The organism is Micrococcus sp. GPGPB33, assembly GCF_037853785.1.
In the GTDB taxonomy this organism is placed as follows: domain Bacteria; phylum Actinomycetota; class Actinomycetes; order Actinomycetales; family Micrococcaceae; genus Micrococcus; species Micrococcus luteus.
This window is the reverse complement of sequence record NZ_JAQMWO010000002.1, coordinates 2506437-2525591: the sequence shown is the minus strand read 5'-3', so window position 1 is coordinate 2525591 and position 19155 is coordinate 2506437. Positions and strand designations below refer to the sequence as shown.

General features: G+C 73.6%; 18 protein-coding genes. 16 read left to right on the top strand and 2 right to left on the bottom strand.

Annotation, left to right across the window (positions count from 1 at the left end; translation table 11 throughout):
• Position 1 precedes the first annotated feature (1 nt).
• The 9 genes from nusA (at position 2) to POD19_RS11910 (ending at position 8501) form a co-directional block, all read left to right on the top strand.
• On the top strand, positions 2–988 hold the full coding sequence (nusA, locus tag POD19_RS11950; RefSeq protein WP_036314069.1) for a transcription termination factor NusA: 987 nt from the start codon (positions 2–4) through the stop codon (positions 986–988).
• Between the two features lie 42 nt (positions 989–1030).
• Complete coding sequence (locus POD19_RS11945; protein ID WP_036314070.1) at positions 1031–1372, top strand: YlxR family protein; 342 nt, start codon at positions 1031–1033, stop codon at positions 1370–1372.
• A 191-nt stretch (positions 1373–1563) separates the two neighbouring features.
• Positions 1564–4365: a translation initiation factor IF-2 gene (gene infB / locus POD19_RS11940; RefSeq protein ID WP_206496342.1), complete on the top strand. Its 2802-nt coding sequence runs from the start codon at positions 1564–1566 to the stop codon at positions 4363–4365.
• 80 nt (positions 4366–4445) lie between these two features.
• Complete coding sequence (rbfA, locus tag POD19_RS11935; protein ID WP_036314977.1) at positions 4446–4898, top strand: 30S ribosome-binding factor RbfA; 453 nt, start codon at positions 4446–4448, stop codon at positions 4896–4898.
• A gap of 13 nt (positions 4899–4911) precedes the next feature.
• Positions 4912–5877, top strand: coding sequence for a tRNA pseudouridine(55) synthase TruB (gene truB, locus POD19_RS11930; RefSeq protein WP_078026112.1), 966 nt, complete (start codon positions 4912–4914; stop codon positions 5875–5877).
• The gene (locus tag POD19_RS11925; protein WP_002855305.1) at positions 5874–6242 is read left to right on the top strand and encodes a hypothetical protein; all 369 of its coding nucleotides are present in this window, start codon (positions 5874–5876) and stop codon (positions 6240–6242) included. Before truB ends, POD19_RS11925 begins: the two co-directional genes overlap by 4 nt.
• A gap of 11 nt (positions 6243–6253) precedes the next feature.
• Positions 6254–6685, top strand: coding sequence for a hypothetical protein (locus tag POD19_RS11920; RefSeq protein ID WP_036314984.1), 432 nt, complete (start codon positions 6254–6256; stop codon positions 6683–6685).
• On the top strand, positions 6685–7662 hold the full coding sequence (locus POD19_RS11915) for a bifunctional riboflavin kinase/FAD synthetase (RefSeq protein ID WP_036314988.1): 978 nt from the start codon (positions 6685–6687) through the stop codon (positions 7660–7662). Before POD19_RS11920 ends, POD19_RS11915 begins: the two co-directional genes overlap by 1 nt.
• Positions 7659–8501 (top strand): class I SAM-dependent methyltransferase, encoded by an 843-nt coding sequence (locus POD19_RS11910; protein ID WP_036314991.1) that lies wholly within the window; start codon positions 7659–7661, stop codon positions 8499–8501. Before POD19_RS11915 ends, POD19_RS11910 begins: the two co-directional genes overlap by 4 nt.
• Here the strand turns inward: POD19_RS11910 and POD19_RS11905 are convergent.
• On the bottom strand, positions 8479–9483 hold the full coding sequence (locus tag POD19_RS11905) for a CPBP family intramembrane glutamic endopeptidase (protein WP_044658601.1): 1005 nt from the start codon (positions 9481–9483) through the stop codon (positions 8479–8481). The two genes, POD19_RS11910 and POD19_RS11905, sit on opposite strands and share 23 nt — an antisense overlap.
• 131 nt (positions 9484–9614) lie before the next feature.
• On the opposite strand from POD19_RS11905, the gene rpsO reads away from it, so the two are divergent.
• The 5 genes from rpsO (at position 9615) to POD19_RS11880 (ending at position 15197) form a co-directional block, all read left to right on the top strand.
• On the top strand, positions 9615–9884 hold the full coding sequence (gene rpsO / locus POD19_RS11900) for a 30S ribosomal protein S15 (RefSeq protein WP_017488396.1): 270 nt from the start codon (positions 9615–9617) through the stop codon (positions 9882–9884).
• Positions 9885–10178: 294 nt separating this feature from the next.
• A complete protein-coding gene (locus tag POD19_RS11895; protein ID WP_036315001.1) occupies positions 10179–12440 on the top strand; it encodes a polyribonucleotide nucleotidyltransferase in 2262 nt (753 codons plus the stop codon).
• Between the two features lie 83 nt (positions 12441–12523).
• Positions 12524–13852, top strand: coding sequence for a M16 family metallopeptidase (locus POD19_RS11890; protein WP_036315003.1), 1329 nt, complete (start codon positions 12524–12526; stop codon positions 13850–13852).
• 123 nt (positions 13853–13975) lie between these two features.
• Positions 13976–14686 (top strand): 4-hydroxy-tetrahydrodipicolinate reductase, encoded by a 711-nt coding sequence (dapB, locus tag POD19_RS11885; RefSeq protein ID WP_340309517.1) that lies wholly within the window; start codon positions 13976–13978, stop codon positions 14684–14686.
• Positions 14679–15197, top strand: a complete 519-nt coding sequence (locus POD19_RS11880) for a hypothetical protein (RefSeq protein ID WP_044658599.1) — start codon at positions 14679–14681, stop codon at positions 15195–15197. Before dapB ends, POD19_RS11880 begins: the two co-directional genes overlap by 8 nt.
• 17 nt (positions 15198–15214) lie before the next feature.
• On the opposite strand, the gene POD19_RS11875 is transcribed toward POD19_RS11880, so the two are convergent.
• Complete coding sequence (locus POD19_RS11875) at positions 15215–16486, bottom strand: heparan-alpha-glucosaminide N-acetyltransferase domain-containing protein (RefSeq protein ID WP_078026114.1); 1272 nt, start codon at positions 16484–16486, stop codon at positions 15215–15217.
• 41 nt (positions 16487–16527) lie between these two features.
• On the opposite strand from POD19_RS11875, the gene dapA reads away from it, so the two are divergent.
• Both dapA and POD19_RS11865 read left to right on the top strand, forming a co-directional pair.
• Positions 16528–17445 (top strand): 4-hydroxy-tetrahydrodipicolinate synthase, encoded by a 918-nt coding sequence (gene dapA / locus POD19_RS11870; RefSeq protein ID WP_078026115.1) that lies wholly within the window; start codon positions 16528–16530, stop codon positions 17443–17445.
• Positions 17446–17459: 14 nt separating this feature from the next.
• Positions 17460–19145 carry a ribonuclease J gene (locus tag POD19_RS11865; RefSeq protein ID WP_078026116.1) on the top strand — a complete coding sequence of 562 codons (1686 nt, stop codon included), beginning with the start codon at positions 17460–17462 and terminating at the stop codon, positions 19143–19145.
• Positions 19146–19155: the final 10 nt, after the last annotated feature.

Here is a 19155-nt window from a genome sequence, read left to right as displayed (position 1 = left end):
GTTGGACATCGACATGAGCGCGCTGCGCATGCTGGAGGCGGAGCGGGAGATCCCGATGGACCGCCTCATCCCCACCATCGAGCAGGCCCTGCTCATGGCGTACCACCGCACCCCGGGGGCCCTGAAGCGCGCCCGCGTGGAGATCGACCGCGCGACCGGCCACGTCACCGTGTGGGCCACGGAGCTGGACGAGGACGACACGCCCATCGGCGAGTTCGACGACACCCCGAACGGCTTCGGCCGGGTGGCCGCCTCCACGGCGCGCCAGGTGATGATCCAGCGCATGCGCGAGGAGGACGACGACAAGGTCCTCGGCGAGTTCAAGGACAAGGAGGGCGAGCTCGTCTCCGGCGTCATCCAGCAGGGCCTGAACCGCCACATGGTCCAGGTGAACCTCGGCACCCTCGAGGCCGTCCTCCCGCCGCCCGAGCAGGTGCCCGGCGAGGACTACGCCCACGGCCGCCGGATCCGCGCCTACGTGGTCTCCGCGACGCGCGGCGCCAAGGGCCCGTCCGTCACGGTGTCCCGCTCGCACCCCGGCCTCGTGCGCAAGCTCTTCGAGCTCGAGGTCCCGGAGATCGCGGACGGCTCGGTCGAGATCACGGCGCTGGCCCGCGAGGCCGGCCACCGCACCAAGATGGCCGTGCGCGCCACCCGCCCCGGGGTGAACGCCAAGGGCGCCTCCATCGGGGAGATGGGCAGCCGCGTGCGCGCCGTCATGACGGAGCTCAACGACGAGAAGATCGACATCGTCGACCACGTGGACGACCCCGCCGCGATGATCGCCAACGCCCTCTCGCCCGCCACGACCGTCTCGGTGGAGATCCTCGACGCGGACCAGCACTCGGCCCGCGCCGTGGTGCCGGAGTACCAGCTGTCCCTGGCCATCGGCAAGGAGGGCCAGAACGCCCGCCTCGCGGCCAAGCTCACGGGCTGGCGGATCGACATCGTCGGCGACGGGGTCACCACCTCCGCCCCGGGCCGCTGACCGTCCCCGGGAACAGATCCGGGCCCGGACGCGCTAGGATGGATGAGGTCCTTTCTCGATCCGACGCCCGTGAGGGGTGAACGCATGACGTCTCGGACGGTCGTGCGCACCTGCATCGGATGCCGATCGAGGGCGGACCAGCAAGAGCTGGTGCGCGTCGCCCTGGACTCCTCGACGGAACCCCCATCCGTCGTCTGGGACCCGGAACGACGCCGTCCCGGCCGGGGTGCGTGGCTGCATCCCGGCGAGGACTGCCTCCTCCTCGCCCTGCGCCGCCGCGCGTTCGGGCGGGCCTTCCGGTCCGCCGTCGACGCCGACGCGCTGGGCCGCACCGCGGAGGCACCGGCTGACAGACCGACAGATGAAGGCGGGTCAGAGATCTGATGCGTACCCGATGAGCACTGAAGCATGAGTGCCCAGCGATGAACTTCACCCCCTGCTATCAGGCAGGCCGTGGTGCGCGTGCCCTGGTGGCGCGCGCGACGGCCTGGAGCAACGTCAACGGTCCCAGGACGCGCTGAGACGGACAGCCCGAGCGGCTCCGTTCCGGCCCGTGGGGCCAGAACAGGAGAACCGTGGCCAAGGTCCGCGTCCATGAGCTCGCCAAGGAGCTCGGCATCACCTCGAAGGAGGCCTTGAGCACGCTCAAGGACCTCGGCGAGTTCGTCAGCTCGGCTTCGTCCACCATCGAGCCCCCGGTGGTCAAGAAGCTGCGCAACGCCTACCCGGGTGCCGGCAAGTCCGCCGCCAAGCCCGGTTCCACGCCCGCCGCCCCGGGCCGTTCCGCCGCGCCGAAGCCGGCGGCCGCCCCGTCGCCGCGCGCCGCGGCCCCCACGTCGAATGCCGGCGCCCCGGCGCCCGGTCCCGCCGCGGGCCGCACCGCCGCGCCCAAGCCGGGCGCCGCCCCGACCCCCGGCCCCGCCGCACCGACGCCGGCCGCCCCGGCCGAGCCGAAGGCCCCGCAGCCGCCGGCCACGCCGGGGTCGGCCGCGCCGAAGCCGGGCGCCGCCGCGCCCAAGCCGGGTGCCTCCGCGCCCAAGCCGGGCGCCCCGCGTCCCGGCAACAACCCGTTCAGCCCCAAGGGCGGCTCCGCCGGGCCTCGCCCGGGCGCCCGCCCGGGCGGCCGTGGCGGTGCTCCGCGTCCGGGCAACAACCCGTTCGCCCCCTCGCAGGGCATGCGCTCCGGTCGTGAGGACCGCGCGCCTCGTCCGGGCGGCCCCCGTCCGCCGGCCGGTGCCGGCGGTCCCCGTCCGGGCGGTCCGCGCCCGGCCGCGGGCGCCGGCGGTCCCCGCCCCGGTGGGCCGCGTCCGAACCCGGGCATGATGCCCAAGCAGATCACCCCGGCCCCGCAGCCGGCCCGCGGCCGTGGCCGTCCGGGCGGCGGCCCCGGTGGCGGTCCGGGTCGTCCCGGCGGCCCGGGCGGCCGTGGCGGTCGCGGCAACGCCCAGGGCGCCTTCGGGCGCGGCGGCGGCCCGCGCAAGGGACGCAAGTCGAAGCGCGCGAAGCGCCAGGAGTTCGAGCAGCAGCACACGCGTGAGATCGGCGGCGTCAAGGTCCCCAAGGGTGACGGCACCACCGTCCTGCGTCTGCGCCGCGGCGCGTCCCTGGCCGACTTCGCCGAGAAGATCCGCGCCGACGTCGCCGACCTGGTGAAGGTGCTCTTCACCCTCGGCGAGATGGCCTCGGCCAACCAGTCCCTCGACGAGGAGACCTTCCAGCTGCTCGGCGACGAGCTGGGCTACAAGGTCCAGATCGTGTCCCCGGAGGACGAGGACAAGGAGCTGCTGGAGGCCTTCGACATCGACCTCGAGGCCGAGGCGGCCAACGAGGACGAGGCCGACCTCGAGCCGCGCCCCGCGGTCGTCACCGTCATGGGCCACGTGGACCACGGCAAGACGCGTCTGCTGGACGCCATCCGCTCCTCGAACGTCATCGAGGGCGAGGCCGGCGGCATCACGCAGCACATCGGCGCCTACCAGGTGCCCGTGGAGCACGAGGGCGAGCAGCGTCGCCTCACCTTCATCGACACCCCGGGTCACGAGGCGTTCACCGCCATGCGTGCCCGCGGTGCGAAGGTCACCGACATCGCCGTGCTGGTGGTGGCGGCCGACGACGGCGTCATGCCGCAGACCGTCGAGGCGCTCAACCACGCCCAGTCGGCCGGCGTGCCGATCGTGGTGGCGGTCAACAAGATCGACAAGGACACCGCCGCCCCGGACAAGATCCGCGGTCAGCTCACCGAGTACGGCCTCGTGCCCGAGGAGTACGGCGGCGACACGATGTTCGTGGACGTCTCCGCGCGCAACAACATCAACATCGACCAGCTGCTCGAGGCGATCCTGCTCACCGCGGACGCCGCCCTCGAGCTCACGGCGAACCCGCACAAGGCCGCCCGCGGCGTGGCCATCGAGGCCAACCTCGACAAGGGCCGCGGCGCCGTCGTCACCGTGCTGGTGCAGACCGGCACGCTGCGCGTGGGCGACACCATGGTGGTGGGCTCCGCCCACGGCCGTGTGCGCGCCATGTTCGACGAGAACGGCAACGCCGTGGAGGCGGCCGATCCGTCGCGTCCCGTCCAGGTGCTCGGCCTGTCCACGGTGCCGCGTGCCGGCGACTCGTTCCTCGTCACCGACGACGAGCGCACCGCCCGCCAGATCGCGGAGAAGCGCGAGGCCGCGGACCGCAACGCCCAGCTGGCCAAGCGCCGCAAGCGCATCACCCTGGAGGACTTCGACCAGGCCGTGGCCGAGGGCAAGCTGGACACGCTCAACCTCATCATCAAGGGCGACGCGTCCGGTGCCGTCGAGGCGCTCGAGGACTCGCTGCTCAAGATCGAGGTCGGCGAGGACGAGGTGCAGCTGCGCGTCATCCACCGCGGCGTCGGCGCCATCACGCAGAACGACGTGAACCTGGCGACCGTGGACAACGCCATCATCATCGGCTTCAACGTGCGCCCCGCCGAGCGGGTCGCCGACCTGGCCGACCGCGAGGGCGTGGACATGCGCTTCTACAGCGTGATCTACGACGCGATCGACGACATCGAGAACGCGCTCAAGGGCATGCTGAAGCCGGAGTACGAGGAGGTCGAGCTCGGCTCGGCCGAGGTCCGCGAGGTGTTCCGCTCCTCCAAGTGGGGCAACATCGCCGGTTCGCTCGTGCGCTCGGGCCTCATCCGCCGCAACGCCCAGGCCCGCCTGGTGCGCGACGGCGTGGTGGTCTCCGAGCACCTCAAGATCGAGTCGCTGCGCCGCTTCAAGGACGACGCCACGGAGGTCCGCGAGGGCTACGAGTGCGGCATCGGCCTGGGCAGCTTCAACGACATCAAGGAGGGCGACGTGATCGAGACCTTCGAGATGCAGGAGAAGCCGCGCGTCTGACGGCCGGGGCGGGGGCCCGCACGGGCCCCCGCCCTCCGCGTCCCACCCTCTGAACCATCACCACCGGAAGGAACCGCACCATGGCCGATCCGGCACGCGCCGGCCGCCTGGCCCAGCGCATCAAGGTCCTCGTGGCCGAGGCGCTGCGCCGCGGCGTCAAGGACGACCGCGTGGAGCCCGTCACCGTGACGGAGGTCCGCGTGACCAACGACCTGCAGCACGCCACCGTCTACTACACCGTCCTGGGCGACGAGGCCACGGTGGCCGCCGCCCACGAGGGCATCCAGGACAACCGCGGCATCCTGCGCCGCGAGGTGGGCCGCGGGCTCACCATCCGCCTGGTGCCCACGCTCGAGTTCGTGGCGGACACCGTCCCCGAGGCGGCCGCACACCTGGAGGACGTCCTCCGCGCGGCCAAGGAGCGGGACGCCGAGCTGGCGAAGGCGCGCGAGGGCGCGTCGTACGCCGGTGACGCGGACCCGTACCGCACCGCGGAGCCGGACGCCGACGCCGACGACGCCCCGCGCGCCTGAGGCCCGCGGCACGGTGAGCGCACGCAGCACCGGGGGACAGGCCCCCGACGCGCCGGGAACGGAGGCGTCGGGGGTCGTCCTCGTGGACAAGCCGCAGGGGTGGACCTCGCACGACGTCGTCGGGCGGGTCCGCCGGCTGGCGGGCACCCGCAAGGTGGGCCACGCCGGCACCCTGGACCCCATGGCCACGGGCCTGCTCGTGGTCGGCGTCAACAAGGCCACGCGCCTGCTGACCGCCATCACGGGCACGGACAAGACGTACACGGCCACGATCCGGCTCGGGCAGTCGACCGTCACGGACGACGCGGAGGGCGAGGTCGTGCAGACCCGGCTGGCCAACGCCGTCACGCCCGAGCGCGTGGCCGAGCAGGTCGCCGCCCTCACGGGCGAGATCCTGCAGGCGCCCTCGGCCGTCTCCGCCGTCAAGGTGGCGGGCCGGCGCGCCTACGATCGCGTCCGCGCGGGAGAGGACGTCACCCTCGACGCCCGCCCCGTCACCGTGCACGAGTTCACGGTGCACGAGCTGCGCCGGCTCGACGGCGGCCGGCTGGTCGACCTCGACGTCACCGTGCGCTGCTCCTCCGGGACCTACATCCGGGCGCTCGCCCGCGACCTGGGCGAGGCCCTCGAGACCGGCGGTCACCTGACGGCGCTGCGCCGCACCGCCGTCGGCCCGTTCGACGTGGCCGACGCGCTCTCGCTCGAGGCCCTCGCGGAGCGGTTCGCGATGACCGAGCTCTCCGAGGCCGCCGCCGGGCTCTTCCCGGTGCGCGAGCTGACGGAGCACGAGGCCCACGAGCTCGCCTTCGGGCGGGTCGTGGCGCCCACCGGCACGGGTGAGACGCTCGTCGCCGGGCGCGCGCCGGACGGCCGCGTCATCGCCCTCGTCTCCGACGTGCGCCGCCGCGGCGCCGACGTCGCCAAGCCCCAGCTCGTGTTCGCCCCGGCCGAGGGGCCGGGACAGGGAAGGACCGCATGATCCTCGACGCCTGGTTCTGGACGGGACTGGTGATCGGTGCCGTCTCGTTCGTCGTCTGCGTGGTGATGACGGCGATCCGCCGCCACCCCGCGGACGCCTCGATCCTCTCGGTGGCCGCCGTCGAGCTGTTCACGCTCGTCTATGCGGCGGCCGCCGCCGTCCGCCAGCTCGGCGGGGACACCCTGAACGGCCCCGGCTGGGAGTTCTGGGGCTACATCCTCACCGCCCTGATCGTGCCGGTGATCGCCGTGGGCTGGGCCGTCACGGACAAGACCCGGTGGTCCAACCTCGTGCTGGCCGTGGTCGGGCCCACGATCGCCGTGATGCTGCATCGCATGCAGGTCATCTGGTTCGGGCAGTGGTGAGGAGGATGGACATGGCACCCAGCGACGGCGCCCCCGCGCGCAACCAGGGTCTCGGCCGGATCATCGTCATGGTCTACGCGGTGTTCGCCCTCTCCGCGAGCGCGCGCAGCCTCTTCCAGATCCTCACGCAGTTCGACGCCGCCCCCGTGGCGTACACGCTCTCCGCGGTCGCGGCGGTCGTGTACATCGTGGCGACGTTCGCGCTCGCCCGCTCCGGCGCGCGCGCCTGGGCCGTGGCGCTGGGCGCCGTGCTCGTGGAGCTGGCCGGCGTGGTGGGCGTGGGCCTGTGGACCGTCCTGGATCCGGGGATGTTCGCCCACGACACCGTGTGGTCCCGGTTCGGCGCGGGCTACGGCTATGTGCCGCTCGTGCTGCCGGTGGTCGGCCTGATCTGGCTGCTGACGCACCGCCCCGCCCGCCCGGCCGAGGCGGGGGCGCTCTGATGCGGGTCTGGAACAGCCTGGACGAGGTCCCCACGGACCTGCCGCGCACCGTGGTCACCCTGGGCAACTTCGACGGCGTGCACCGCGGCCACCGGGAGGTGCTGCGCCGGGTCGTCGAGCTGGCGCGGGCCCGCGACGCCCTGGCCGTGGCCGTGACCTTCACCCCGCACCCGCGCGCCGTGCACCAGCCCGAGGTGCCCCACGTGGACATCATCAGCCCCGAGCAGCGGGTCGTCCTCCTGGAGGAGGCGGGTCTGGACGCGGTGCTCCTGCAGCGCTACACCCTCGAGTTCGCGGACCAGTCCCCGGAGGAGTTCGTCCGCGGCATGCTCGTGCACGGGCTGCATGCCGCCGTCGTGGTCGTGGGGCACGACGTGCGCTTCGGCCGGGGCAACACCGGCGACGTCGCGGAGATGGTGCGCCTGGGGGCCCGCTACGGCTTCGAGGTCGAGGCCGTCGAGGAGTTCCCCGCCGAGCACGGGGCCGAGCCGGAGCGCCGTTGCTCCTCGACGTGGGTGCGCGAGGCCCTGGCCGCGGGCGACGTCGCTCAGGCCGCGGCCGTGCTCGGCCGGCACCACGTGCTCGCCGGCGAGGTGGTGCACGGGTTCGCGCGCGGCCGCGAGCTCGGCTTCCCCACGGCGAACCTCGAGACGGATGTGCAGGGCATGATCCCGGCCGACGGCGTCTACGCCGGTTGGGTGCACGACGCGCACGGCGGCGTGTGGCCGGCCGCGATCTCCATCGGCTCGAACCCCACGTTCGAGGACGTCTCCCGCGTGGTGGAGGCGCACGTGATCGACCGCCATGACGAGCGGGTGGAGGACTTCGACCTGTACGGCCAGCACATCGAGGTCGAGTTCGTGGCCCGGCTGCGCGGGATGGTCGCCTACGAGGGCGTCGAGAAGCTCGTGGCGCAGATCACGCAGGACGTGGACGAGGCCCGGGCGATCCTGGCCACGACCCCCTCCGACCGGTGAGCGCCCCGGAGCCGGGCGCTTCCCCCGCTGTGCCGAACCTGCCGGGGCGCCCGGCCCGGGCCCGTCGGGCCGGGCCCAACCCCTTCGAGACCGGAGGGGAGCACTACGACGCCGTCCGCCCCTCCTACCCGGCCGCCGTGGTGGACCGCGTCCTGGCGGGCATCGCCGACGGCGCGGAGGTGGTGGAGCTCGGGGCCGGGACGGGACTGTTCACCCGGCTGCTCGCGGCCCGCCCGGCGGACCGGGTGCGGACGGTGACGGCCCTCGAGCCGTCGGCGTCGATGCGCGCCGTCCTGGAACGCGAGGTCGCGGCCGGCACGGGCGGGCGGGTGCGCGCCGTGCCGGGCACGGGCGAGGCCACGGGCCTGCCGGCGGCGAGCGCCGACGCCGTGGTGGCGGCCCAGGCATGGCACTGGATGGACCCGGCCGCGGCGAGCGCGGAGGCCGCACGGGTGCTACGCCCGGGTGGGCGCCTGGCCGCGGTGTGGAACCAGCTCGACACGGCGGTGCCGTGGGTGCACCGACTCACCCGGATCATGCACGCCGGGGACGTGCACGCCGCCCGGCCGGAGCAGCGCCGGTTCGCCGCCCCGTTCGGGGCGGAGGAGCACGCGCGCTGGGCGTGGACGCAGCCCATGACCGCGGCGGGGCTGCACGGACTCATGGCCTCGCGCTCGTACTGGCTGCGCGCGGACGAGCGGATCCGGTCGCGGATGACGGCCAACCTCGACTGGTACCTGCACGAGCACCTGGGCCATGCGGCGGACGCGGTCCTGCAGGTGCCCTACGTGACGGTGGCCTGGTGGGCGGCGCCGGTCAGGGGCGGGCGCCCACGGTGACCGGGACCGTCCGGGCGATCCCGGCCCGCCGCGCCTGCCAGAGCAGCAGCGCCGTGGCCACCGCGACCACCGCCACCGAGAGCAGCGTGGCCGCCGGGGAGCCGGCGGTCTCCGCGCCCACGTAGCTGTCCTCGACGGTGCCCACGAGCGTGCCGACGGCGATGATCACCACGTTGTTGACCACGTGGAGGGCGACGGCGGCCTCGAGCCCGCCCGTGCGCCACGTGAGCAGGACGGCGGCGACGGCGAACGCGGCGAGGTCCAGCAGGATCCACGGGTCGAGCGAGCCGTGGGCGAGCGAGAAGGTCGCCGCCGAGAGCACCGCGGTGACCGCGGCGGCCACGACCGGCCGGCGGATCCACGTGCCGACGGCCAGCAGCAGCCACCCGCGGAACAGGTACTCCTCGCCCGCGGCCTGGAACGGGGTGAGCACGAACGCCATGACGAGCAGCCAGACCCAGTCCTGCGCGCGCGGGGCCGTGGGGGCGCCGTCGAGGGCCCACGCGCCCAGCACGTAGGCGAGGAACAGCGGCGTCAGCACGACGACGCAGCGCGCCAGCCAGCGCCAGCGCACGCGGCCCTCGACCGAGTGGACGAAGCGGGCGGCGACGGGGTGGCCCAGCGCCACGGCCAGCAGCGCGACCCCGATCAGCGCGGCGAGCAGGAGGTTGTTCAGCAGCACCATGGGCGCGGAGTACAGGTCGAGGTCGGTCACGTCCGTCGGGTCGGCCGCGCCGAGCAGCGCGGGCCCGGACGTGGCGATCAGGGCGAGAGCGCCCAGCACGCCCCCGAGCACGAGGAGGCCCACCAGGCCGGCCAGCACGAGGCCGAAGGACGCGAGCGGGTTCCACCATCGGGCCCGCGGCGTGCGCAGCAGCGCGGGGTAGCCGTGGCCGATCAGCGGCAGATCCAGGGGCGGCGCGGGCGGCCGGAGGGGGAACGACGACGGGGCCGGGGAGTGGGGGACCGGTGGGGTGCTCACCGGGCCAGGGTAGGCGATGCGGTAGACTCGACCCTCGGCCTCCCTGCAGTCCGCGGTGGGGTGGGCCCCGCGTCGTCCGCCCCGGCGGGGCGCGGCCCGTGTTCGCGGTACCGAAGTGAAGGAGGCCCACCATGGCCCTGGATCCCGCTGTCAAGCAGCAGATCATCAAGGAGTACGCCACCCACGAGGGCGACACCGGTTCCCCCGAGGTGCAGATCGCGGTCCTGTCCCGCCGCATCAAGGACCTGACCGAGCACCTCAAGGAGCACAAGCACGACCACCACACCCGTCGCGGCCTGATGGCCCTGGTGGGTCGCCGTCGTCGCATGCTCGGCTACCTGCAGAAGGTCGACATCGAGCGCTACCGTGCGCTGATCGAGCGCCTCGGCCTGCGCAAGTGACCTGAGGAGGCGGCGCCGGAGCCCGCGGGGACCCGCGAGCGCCGGCGCCGCCTTTCGTCTGCCCCCGGACGCACGTAGTGTGTCCCGGGGGGAGACCGCCGCAGCCTGCGGCACTCCGGCGCGCCATGGCGCGCATCCCCGCATCATCGACACACCCGACGGTTCCGCGCCCATCGCCCGCGGTCCTCGACAGTGGCTCCCGGACCCCGCCGCACGGCGGGACGCCGAGGGCCTCGATCGAAGACCAGGGGGACAGGGACGCCTGCGGCGCCGTCCACCTGAAAGGAGGCCCTCATGGAGGGTCCTGAGATCACCTTCGCCGAGGCCGTCATCGACAACGGCTCGTACGGCAAGCGCACCGTCCGCTTCGAGACCGGGCGCCTCGCCCAGCAGGCCGCCGGCGCCGCCATGGTCTACATCGACGAGGAGACGTCGATGCTGTCCGCCACCACCGTCGGCAAGTCGCCCCGCGAGGGCTTCGACTTCTTCCCGCTGACCGTGGACGTCGAGGAGCGCATGTACGCCGCGGGCCGCATCCCCGGCTCGTTCTTCCGCCGCGAGGGCCGCCCGTCCACGGACGCGATCCTCACCTGCCGCCTGATCGACCGCCCGCTGCGCCCGGCGTTCGTCAAGGGCATCCGCAACGAGGTCCAGGTCGTCGTGACCGTCACCTCGATCGCCCCGGACGAGATCTACGACACGGTGGCCATCAACGCCGCCTCCCTGTCCACGCAGCTGTCCGGCCTGCCGTTCTCCGGTCCCATCGGCGGCGTGCGCATGGCCCTCATGGACGACGGCTCCGGCACGCGCCAGTGGGTCGCGTTCCCGAAGCACTCCCAGCTCGAGGGCGCCGTGTTCAACATGGCCGTGGCCGGCCGTGTGGTGGGCGACGACGTCGCCATCATGATGGTCGAGGCCGAGGCGACCCCGGACTCCTGGACCCTGGTCAAGGAGCGCGGCGCGCAGGCGCCCACCGAGGAGATCGTGGCCGAGGGCCTCGAGGCCGCCAAGCCCTTCATCCGCGCCCTGTGCGAGGCCCAGGCCGACCTGGTCAAGCGCGCCGGCAAGGACCCGGTGGACGTCCCCGTGTTCCAGGACTACCAGGACGACGCCTACGCCGCCGTCGAGAAGCTCGCCACGGACCGCCTGACCGAGATCTTCTCCATCGGCGACAAGCAGGAGCGCGAGTCGGCCTCGGACGCCTACCTGCTCGAGGTGCTCGAGGAGCTCGCCGGCGAGGGCAAGGACTTCGCCGAGCGCAAGGGCGAGATCGCCAAGGCCTACGGCTCCCTCACCAAGCAGATCGTGCGCCGCCGCATCCTCACCGACCAGGTGCGCATCGACGGCCGCGGCCTGACGGACATCCGCAAGCTGACCGCGGAGGTGGAGGTCCTGCCCCGCGTGCACGGCTCCGCCATCTTCGAGCGCGGCGAGACCCAGATCATGGGCGTCACCACGCTGAACATGCTCAAGATGGAGCAGCAGATCGACTCGTTGGCGCCGGAGACGGCCAAGCGGTACATGCACCACTACAACTTCCCGCCGTACTCCACCGGCGAGACCGGCCGCGTGGGCTCCCCGAAGCGCCGCGAGATCGGCCACGGCGCCCTCGCCGAGCGCGCCCTCGTGCCCGTGCTGCCGGCCCGCGAGGAGTTCCCCTACGCGATCCGCCAGGTCTCCGAGGCCCTCGGCTCCAACGGCTCGACGTCGATGGGCTCCGTCTGCGCCTCCACCCTGTCCCTGCTGAACGCGGGCGTGCCGCTGCGTGCGCCCGTGGCCGGCATCGCCATGGGCCTGGTCTCCGCCGAGGTGGACGGCCAGACCCAGTACGCGGCCCTGACCGACATCCTCGGCGCCGAGGACGCGTTCGGCGACATGGACTTCAAGGTGGCCGGCACCGCGGAGTTCGTCACCGCGATCCAGCTGGACACCAAGCTGGACGGCATCCCGGCCTCCGTGCTGGCCGCCGCCCTGACGCAGGCCCGCGAGGCGCGCCTGCACATCCTGTCCGTGCTGAACGCCGCCATCGACGCCCCGGACGAGATGGCCCCCACCGCCCCGCGGATCATCTCCGTGCGCATCCCGGTGGACAAGATCGGCGCGGTCATCGGCCCCAAGGGCGCCATGATCAACCAGATCCAGGACGACACGGGCGCGGACATCACCATCGAGGACGACGGCACCGTGCTGATCGGCGCCACCGACGGCGCCTCGGCCGAGGCCGCGCGCTCCGCGGTGAACGCGATCGCCAACCCGCAGGTCCCCGAGGTCGGTGAGCGCTACCTCGGCACCGTGGTGAAGCTGACCACGTTCGGCGGGTTCGTCTCGCTCACCCCGGGCAAGGACGGCCTGTTGCACATCTCCGAGCTGCGAAAGCTCAACGAGGGCAAGCGCGTGGACGACGTCGAGGACGTGCTCGGCGTGGGCCAGAAGGTCCAGGTCGAGATCACCAAGATCGACGACCGCGGCAAGCTGTCCCTCTCCCCGGTGGTGGCGGAGTCCGACGCCCTGGCCGAGACCGCGGACGCGATCGAGTCCTCGCAGATCGAGGCCTGATCCGCCCCGCCCGGCCCGGTGACCACGACGGCGCCGCACCCTCCCCGCGAGTGGTGCGGCGCCGTCGTCGCGCATGGGCGAGAATGGCCGTCATGAGTGTTCACCGTGAGATCCCCCTGGACTTCGACGGCGTGCTGGCGGACGAGGGCAACGGTTCCGTGGTGCGCCGCTCCGTGCTGCCCGGCGGCGTCCGCGTGCTCACCGAGGCCATGCCGGACCAGCGCTCGGTGACCATCGGCTACTGGGTGGCCGTCGGGTCCCGTGACGAGTCGCCCGAGGGCTACGGCGCCACGCACTTCCTCGAGCACCTGCTCTTCAAGGGCACTCCCACGCGCACCGCGATGGACATCGCGGCCGCCTTCGACCGCGTGGGCGGGGAGTCCAACGCCGGCACGGCCAAGGAGTCCACCGTCTACCACGCCCGCGTGCTGGACGAGGACCTGCCGATGGCCGTGGAGGTCCTCACGGACATGCTCACCTCCTCCCTGATCGACCCGGACGAGCTCGAGACCGAGCGCGGCGTGATCCTCGAGGAGCTCGCCATGGACGCGGACGACCCCGTGGACGTGGCCCACGAGAAGCTCGCCGAGGTCATGCTGGACGGCCACCCCCTCGGCCGGCCGATCGGCGGCACGCCCGAGACGATCCGGGCCGTCACCCGCGACCATGTGGTGGGGCACTACACGCACTGGTACCGCCCGGACGAGCTCGTCGTCACCGCCGCCGGCCACCTCGACCACGACGAGGTCTGCCGCCTCGTCCTCGCCGCCCTGCGCGCCTCGGGCTGGGAGCTCACCCAGGGGGCCCTGCCCGCCCCGCGTCGTGCCGTGGACACCGCCGGGGCCGCGGCCTCGCGGGTGCGGACCGGCACGCACACCGTCACCAAGGCGGTCGAGCAGGCCAACGTCCTCGTCGGCGGCCGCTCGCTGTCCACCACGGACCCGGACCGCTTCGCCCTGGGCGTCATGCAGTCCGTCCTGGGCGGGGGCATGTCCTCGCGGCTGTTCCAGGAGATCCGCGAGCGCCGCGGCCTGGCCTACAACACCTACTCGTTCTCCGCCGGGTACTCCGACGCCGGCTACTGGGGCCTGTACGCGGGCTGCCAGCCGGACCGGGTGGACGAGGTGGCCGCGCTGATGGAGGCCGAGCTGGACCGGATGGCCGAGGCCGACGTCACCGGGGAGGAGCTCGCGCGCGCCCACGGGCAGATCTGCGGCGGCACCGTGCTGGGCATGGAGTCCACGGGCGCCCGCATGTCCCGGCTGGGACGGGCCGAGCTGGTCACGGGGGAGTACGTGGACCTGGCGGCCTCCCTCGCCCGGGTCCGCGAGGTCGACGCCGGCCAGGTCCGGGCCGTGGCCGCGCGCCTGGCCGCGGGGGACCGGGCGCGCGTCGTCGTCGCCCCGGCCTGACCTCGGCCACGGCCGCCGGGGCGGGCCGCGTAGGCTGGAGGCCATGACCGAGACCCGCACCCCTCCGCCGTGTCCGCTCCCGACGACGTCCCGCGCGTCGCGATCCTGGGCGCCCGTGGCCGCATGGGCCGCCACGCGGTGCCCGCGGTGCGAGCGGCCGAGGGGCTGGAGCTCGTGGCCGAGCTCGGCTCGCAGGACCGCCTGGACGCGGTGCTCGACGCCGGCGCCACCCACGTCCTGGACCTCACGGTCCCGGACGCCTCGCCCGAGAACGTGGCCTTCGCCGTGGAGCACGGGCTGCACACGGTCGTCGGCACGTCGGGCTGGGTGCCCGAGCGCCGCGAGCGCCTCGAGGCGCAGCTGGCTGAGCACCCGGGGGTGGGCGTGCTGATCGCCCCGAACTTCTCGGTCGGCTCGGTGCTGGCCTCGGCGTTCGCCGCGCAGGCGGCGCGGTACTTCGAGTCCGTCGAGCTCGTCGAGCTGCACCACCCGGACAAGGTGGATGCCCCGTCGGGCACGGCCGTGCGGACCGCCGAGCTCATCGGCGCGGCCCGGGACGCGGCCGGCGTGCCCGTCTCCCCGGACGCCACCGAGCACGACCCGGACGGCGCGCGCGGCGCCGTCGTCCACGGCGTGCACGTGCACGCGGTGCGCCTGCGCGGCCTGGAGGCGCACCAGGAGGTGCTGCTGGGCGGGCCGGGCGAGCAGCTCGTGGTCCGGCACGACGCGTTCGACCGCGGGGCCTACATGCCCGGCGTCGTCCTCGGCCTGCGGACCGTGGCCTCCCGCCCGGGTCTGACCTATGGACTGGACGGATACCTGGACCTTGGCTGAGCCCTCCCGCACCCCCGACGACGGCGCCGTGGGCCCGCCCGCGCCCGCCGTCCGTGCCCGCCGCTCGACCGTGATGAGCAAGGTGTGGGTCGGCTTCGTGTGCCTGCTCGTGCTGCTGTTCGCCGGGTTCGCCCTCAACGCGTCCGTCGCGCTGGTGCGCGCCCCGCAGCCACTGGCCAAGGCGATCGGCGCGGGCGTCATCCTCGTGGTGCTGGTGACCGTGGCCGTCCTGGCCCGCGAGGTGTGGTTCGGGCGCCAGACCGAACGCCTGGCCGACCAGCTCGAGGCCGAGGGCGGGCTGCCGGAGGACGACCTGCCGCGCTCGCCCGGCGGCCGGATCGACCGGGAGGCCGCCGACGCCCAGTTCGAGCTGTACCGCGTGGAGGCCGAGGCCGCACCGCGCGACTGGCGCGCCCGCTACCGCCTCGCCCTGGCCTACGACGCCTCGGGCGACCGCCGCCGCGCCCGCGAGGCGGCCCGGGAGGCCGTCCGCCTGCACCGCGCCGGCTGACGCGGCCCACGCGTCGCTCAGCGCCCTCCGACGGCCCGTTCCCCACCCGTCCGGGAGAGCCGGGCCATCACGGCTTCGAGCGGACCCCGTCGGCCGCTGAGCTCGGCGGCCAGCCCGGCCGCGAGGCTCAGCACGACGAGGGCGGTGAGCAGCGCCCCGTCGGCCGGATCGAGTCCGGTCGCGTCCACGAGCGCGAGCACCACGAGGTGCCCCACGTAGAGCGTGAGCGGGATGCGCCCCGCACCCACGAGCGGGCGCAGCGCGGCGTGCCCGACCAGCGGCCGGGCCAGCAGGCAGGCGCCCAGCACGGCGCAGGCCCAGCCCGCCGCAAGCACGGCGGCCACCACGGACCCGGAGTGCGGGGTCGGCAGGGCGAGCCACAGCGGATCCGGGATCAGCAGCGCGAGCCGCGGCTCGCCCGTGCGCAGCGTGAGCGCCGTCTCGACCGGGTCCGTGCCGATCGCCGCGGCGACCCGCCCGACCGTGCCCGGGGCCCGCAGCACCGCCGCACCGACGACGCCGGCCGCCGCCCACGCCGTGGCCCCGCCGCCGAGGATCCCGGCGGCCACGCGGCGACGGTCCAGCGGCAGCCGCCCCAGGGCCAGCCCCAGCACGAGGAACGCGCCCCAGGACAGGACGGGGTAGTAGCCCGTGACCGTGAGATCGGCCAGCAGCAGCCCGGGACGCAGCAGGTCCGCGGGGCCGGGGGAGAGCCAGAGCCGCCCGCCCACGAAGAACTCCTGACGCCCCACGGCGGCCTGCGCGGCCGCGACCACCGCGAACACCAGCACCGGCCCGAGCACGAGCCACGCCCCCGCGATCAGGCCCAGGGCGCGGGCGCGCAGGCCCAGCAGGGGCAGCGCGAGCAGGAAGAGCAGGGCGTAGTGGCACAGGATGACGGCCACGGGGACGCCGAGCGTCCCGCACGCGAGCCCGAGCACGAACAGCAGGCCCGCCCGTCGGGCGATCCGGCGGCGCAGCGCCGCGCGCCGGACCCCCGTGGCCGGCGTCGCGCCCCCCGTGGACAGGGCCAGCCCGACTCCGGCCAGCAGGACGAACAGCACCGAGGCGCGTCCGGCGAACCACAGGAACGCCGGGTGCGGCGCCCCGTCCGCCGTCACCGGGTCGAGGACGTGGACGGTGATCATGCCGAGCAGGGCGATCGCGCGGGCCGCGTCGACGCCGGGCAGCCGGCGACGCGCGGGCCGGTCCGGGCGGACGGCGGCGGGGGGCGGGGCGGGACGCAGGGCGGGCTCCTCTCGGGTCGCCGCGCGTCGCGGAGGGGCCACGGACGGCGCGGGCCCCCAGTCTCGCAGGTAGGGTGGGGCCCATGAGTGCCGTCCGTTCCGCCGTCATCCCCTCCGAGCTGCTCTTCGGCACGGTCGTGCCCGCCATGGTCACCCCCATGACGGACGAGGGCGCCGTGGACCTCGAGGCGGCCGCCGCGCTGGCCGAGCACCTGGTGGACCGCGGGGCCGACGGCCTCGTGGTCACCGGCACCACCGGCGAGACCTCCACGCTCACGGACGACGAGAACGTGGCGATGTTCCGCACCGTCGTCGAGGCCGTGGGGGACCGCGCCAGGGTCGTGGCCGGCACCGGCACCAACGACACGGCGCACACCCTCGAGCTGTCCCGCCGCGCGGCCGAGACGGGCGTGGACGGGCTGCTGCTCGTCACCCCGTACTACAACAAGCCCAACCAGGCCGGCATCCGCGCGCACTTCGAGACCGTGGCCGACGGCGTGGACCTGCCGATCATGCTCTACGACATCCCGGGCCGCTCCGTGATGCCGATCGAGCCCGAGACGCTGATCGCGCTCGCGCAGCATCCCAACATCCGTGCGCTCAAGGACGCGAAGGGGGACCTGCAGTCCACCACGACCGTCCTGGCGCACACGGACCTCGACCTCTACTCCGGCGACGACGGCGCGACCCTGCCGCTCATGGCGCTCGGCGCCGTGGGGGTCGTCTCGGTGGCCGCGCACGCGGCCCCCGAGCTGTACCGCCAGCTCGTGGACGCCGTCCACGCAGGCGACCTGGCCGGTGCCCGTGATCACCACTTCGCGCTGGACCCCGTCCAGCGCGGCATCATGACCCATGTCCAGGGCGCGGTGGCCGCGAAGGCCGTCCTCGCCGCCCAGGGCGTCATCCCGTCCGCAGCCGTGCGGCTGCCCCTCGTCCAGGCCACGCGGGACGAGCTCTCCGTCATCCGAGCCGACCTCGCGGAGGCCGGCATCACCTTCTAGAAGGGACCCGTTCCATGACCGCAGGCACCCGCCTGTCCACCCCGCCCAAGCTCAAGCGGGGCACCTGCCGCATCGTCCAGCTGGGCGGCCTCGAGGAGGTCGGCCGCAACATGGTCACCTTCGAGATCGACGGCAAGATCCTCATCGTCGACTGCGGCGTCCTCTTCCCCGAGGAGCACCAGCCCGGCGTCGACCTGATCCTGCCGGACTTCGACTACATCCGGGACCGCGTGGACGACGTCGTCGGCATCGTCCTGACCCACGGCCACGAGGACCACATCGGCGCCGTGCCGTACCTGTTGCGCCTGCGCGACGACATCCCCGTGATCGGCTCCAAGCTGACGCTCGCCCTGATCGAGGCCAAGCTCGAGGAGCACCGGATCAAGCCGCGCACCCGCGTGGTCAAGGAAGACGACATCGTCGAGTTCGGCCCGTTCGAGTGCGAGTTCGTGGCCGTGAACCACTCGATCCCGGACGCGCTCGCCGTCGCCATCCACACGGACGCCGGCACCATCCTGCACACCGGCGACTTCAAGATGGACCAGCTGCCGCTCGACGGCCGCATCACGGACCTGCGCGCCTTCGCCCGTCTCGGCGAGGAGGGCGTGGACCTGTTCATGACCGACTCCACGAACGCCGAGGTCCCGGGGTTCACCACCACGGAGGCGGAGATCGGCCCCACCCTCGAGCGCTACTTCGCCACGGCGAAGCGCCGCATCGTGGTGGCCTCGTTCTCCTCCCACGTGCACCGCGTGCAGCAGGTCCTCGACGCCGCCCACAAGCACGGTCGCAAGGTGGCCTTCGGCGGGCGCTCCATGATCCGCAACATGACCATCGCGGCGAAGCTCGGCTACCTCAACGTGCCGAACGGGATCCTCGTGGACATCCGCAAGGTGGACAAGTACCGCGACGACGAGATCGTGCTGATGGTCACCGGCTCCCAGGGCGAGCCGATGGCGGCCCTGTCCCGGATGGCCAACGGCGACCACCAGGTGCAGCTGGAGGAGGGCGACCTCGTCGTGCTGGCCTCCTCGCTGATCCCGGGCAACGAGAACTCCGTGTTCCGCGTGATCAACGGGCTCATGAAGCTCGGCGCGACCGTGGTGCACAAGGGCATGGCCAAGGTGCACGTCTCCGGCCACGCCTCCGAGGGCGAGCTGCTGTACTGCTACAACATCGTCGAGCCCGAGTTCGTGATGCCGGTGCACGGCGAGACCCGCCACCTGATCGCCAACGGCCGGATCGCGGAGAAGACCGGCGTGCCGGCCGAGAACGTCATCCTGGCCGGCAACGGCACCGTGGTGGACATGACCGACGGTCTCGTGAAGGTCGTCGGCGAGGTGGAGTGCGGCTACGTGTACGTGGACGGCTCCTCCGTGGGCGAGATCTCCGACTCGGACCTCAAGGACCGCCGTGTCCTGGGCGAGGAGGGCTTCCTCTCGATCATCACCGTGGTCAACCGGCAGACCGGCGCGATCGTGTCCGGCCCGGACGTCCACGCCCGCGGCGTCGCCGAGGACGAGAAGGTGTTCGAGGAGATCAAGCCGAAGATCGTCCGGGCGCTCGAGGAGGCCGTGCAGTCCAGCAAGGACCACACCGCCCACCAGCTCCAGCAGGTGGTCCGCCGGACCGTCGGCACGTGGGTCAACCGCAAGCTGCGCCGCCGCCCGATGATCATCCCGGTGGTCCTGGAGGCCTGACCCCTCCGGG

Bases quoted from the DNA above. Each gene is read 5' to 3' on its own strand.
- POD19_RS11945 (WP_036314070.1), top strand. From the start codon at position 1,031: ATGAGGTCCTTTCTCGATCCGACGCCCGTGAGGGGTGAACGCATGACG.
- rbfA (WP_036314977.1), top strand. From the start codon at position 4,446: ATGGCCGATCCGGCACGCGCCGGCCGCCTGGCCCAGCGCATCAAGGTC.
- POD19_RS11925 (WP_002855305.1), top strand. From the start codon at position 5,874: ATGATCCTCGACGCCTGGTTCTGGACGGGACTGGTGATCGGTGCCGTC.
- POD19_RS11920 (WP_036314984.1), top strand. From the start codon at position 6,254: ATGGCACCCAGCGACGGCGCCCCCGCGCGCAACCAGGGTCTCGGCCGG.
- POD19_RS11915 (WP_036314988.1), top strand. From the start codon at position 6,685: ATGCGGGTCTGGAACAGCCTGGACGAGGTCCCCACGGACCTGCCGCGC.
- rpsO (WP_017488396.1), top strand. From the start codon at position 9,615: ATGGCCCTGGATCCCGCTGTCAAGCAGCAGATCATCAAGGAGTACGCC.
- POD19_RS11895 (WP_036315001.1), top strand. From the start codon at position 10,179: ATGGAGGGTCCTGAGATCACCTTCGCCGAGGCCGTCATCGACAACGGC.
- POD19_RS11890 (WP_036315003.1), top strand. From the start codon at position 12,524: ATGGCCGTCATGAGTGTTCACCGTGAGATCCCCCTGGACTTCGACGGC.
- dapB (WP_340309517.1), top strand. From the start codon at position 13,976: ATGGGCCGCCACGCGGTGCCCGCGGTGCGAGCGGCCGAGGGGCTGGAG.
- dapA (WP_078026115.1), top strand. From the start codon at position 16,528: ATGAGTGCCGTCCGTTCCGCCGTCATCCCCTCCGAGCTGCTCTTCGGC.
- POD19_RS11865 (WP_078026116.1), top strand. From the start codon at position 17,460: ATGACCGCAGGCACCCGCCTGTCCACCCCGCCCAAGCTCAAGCGGGGC.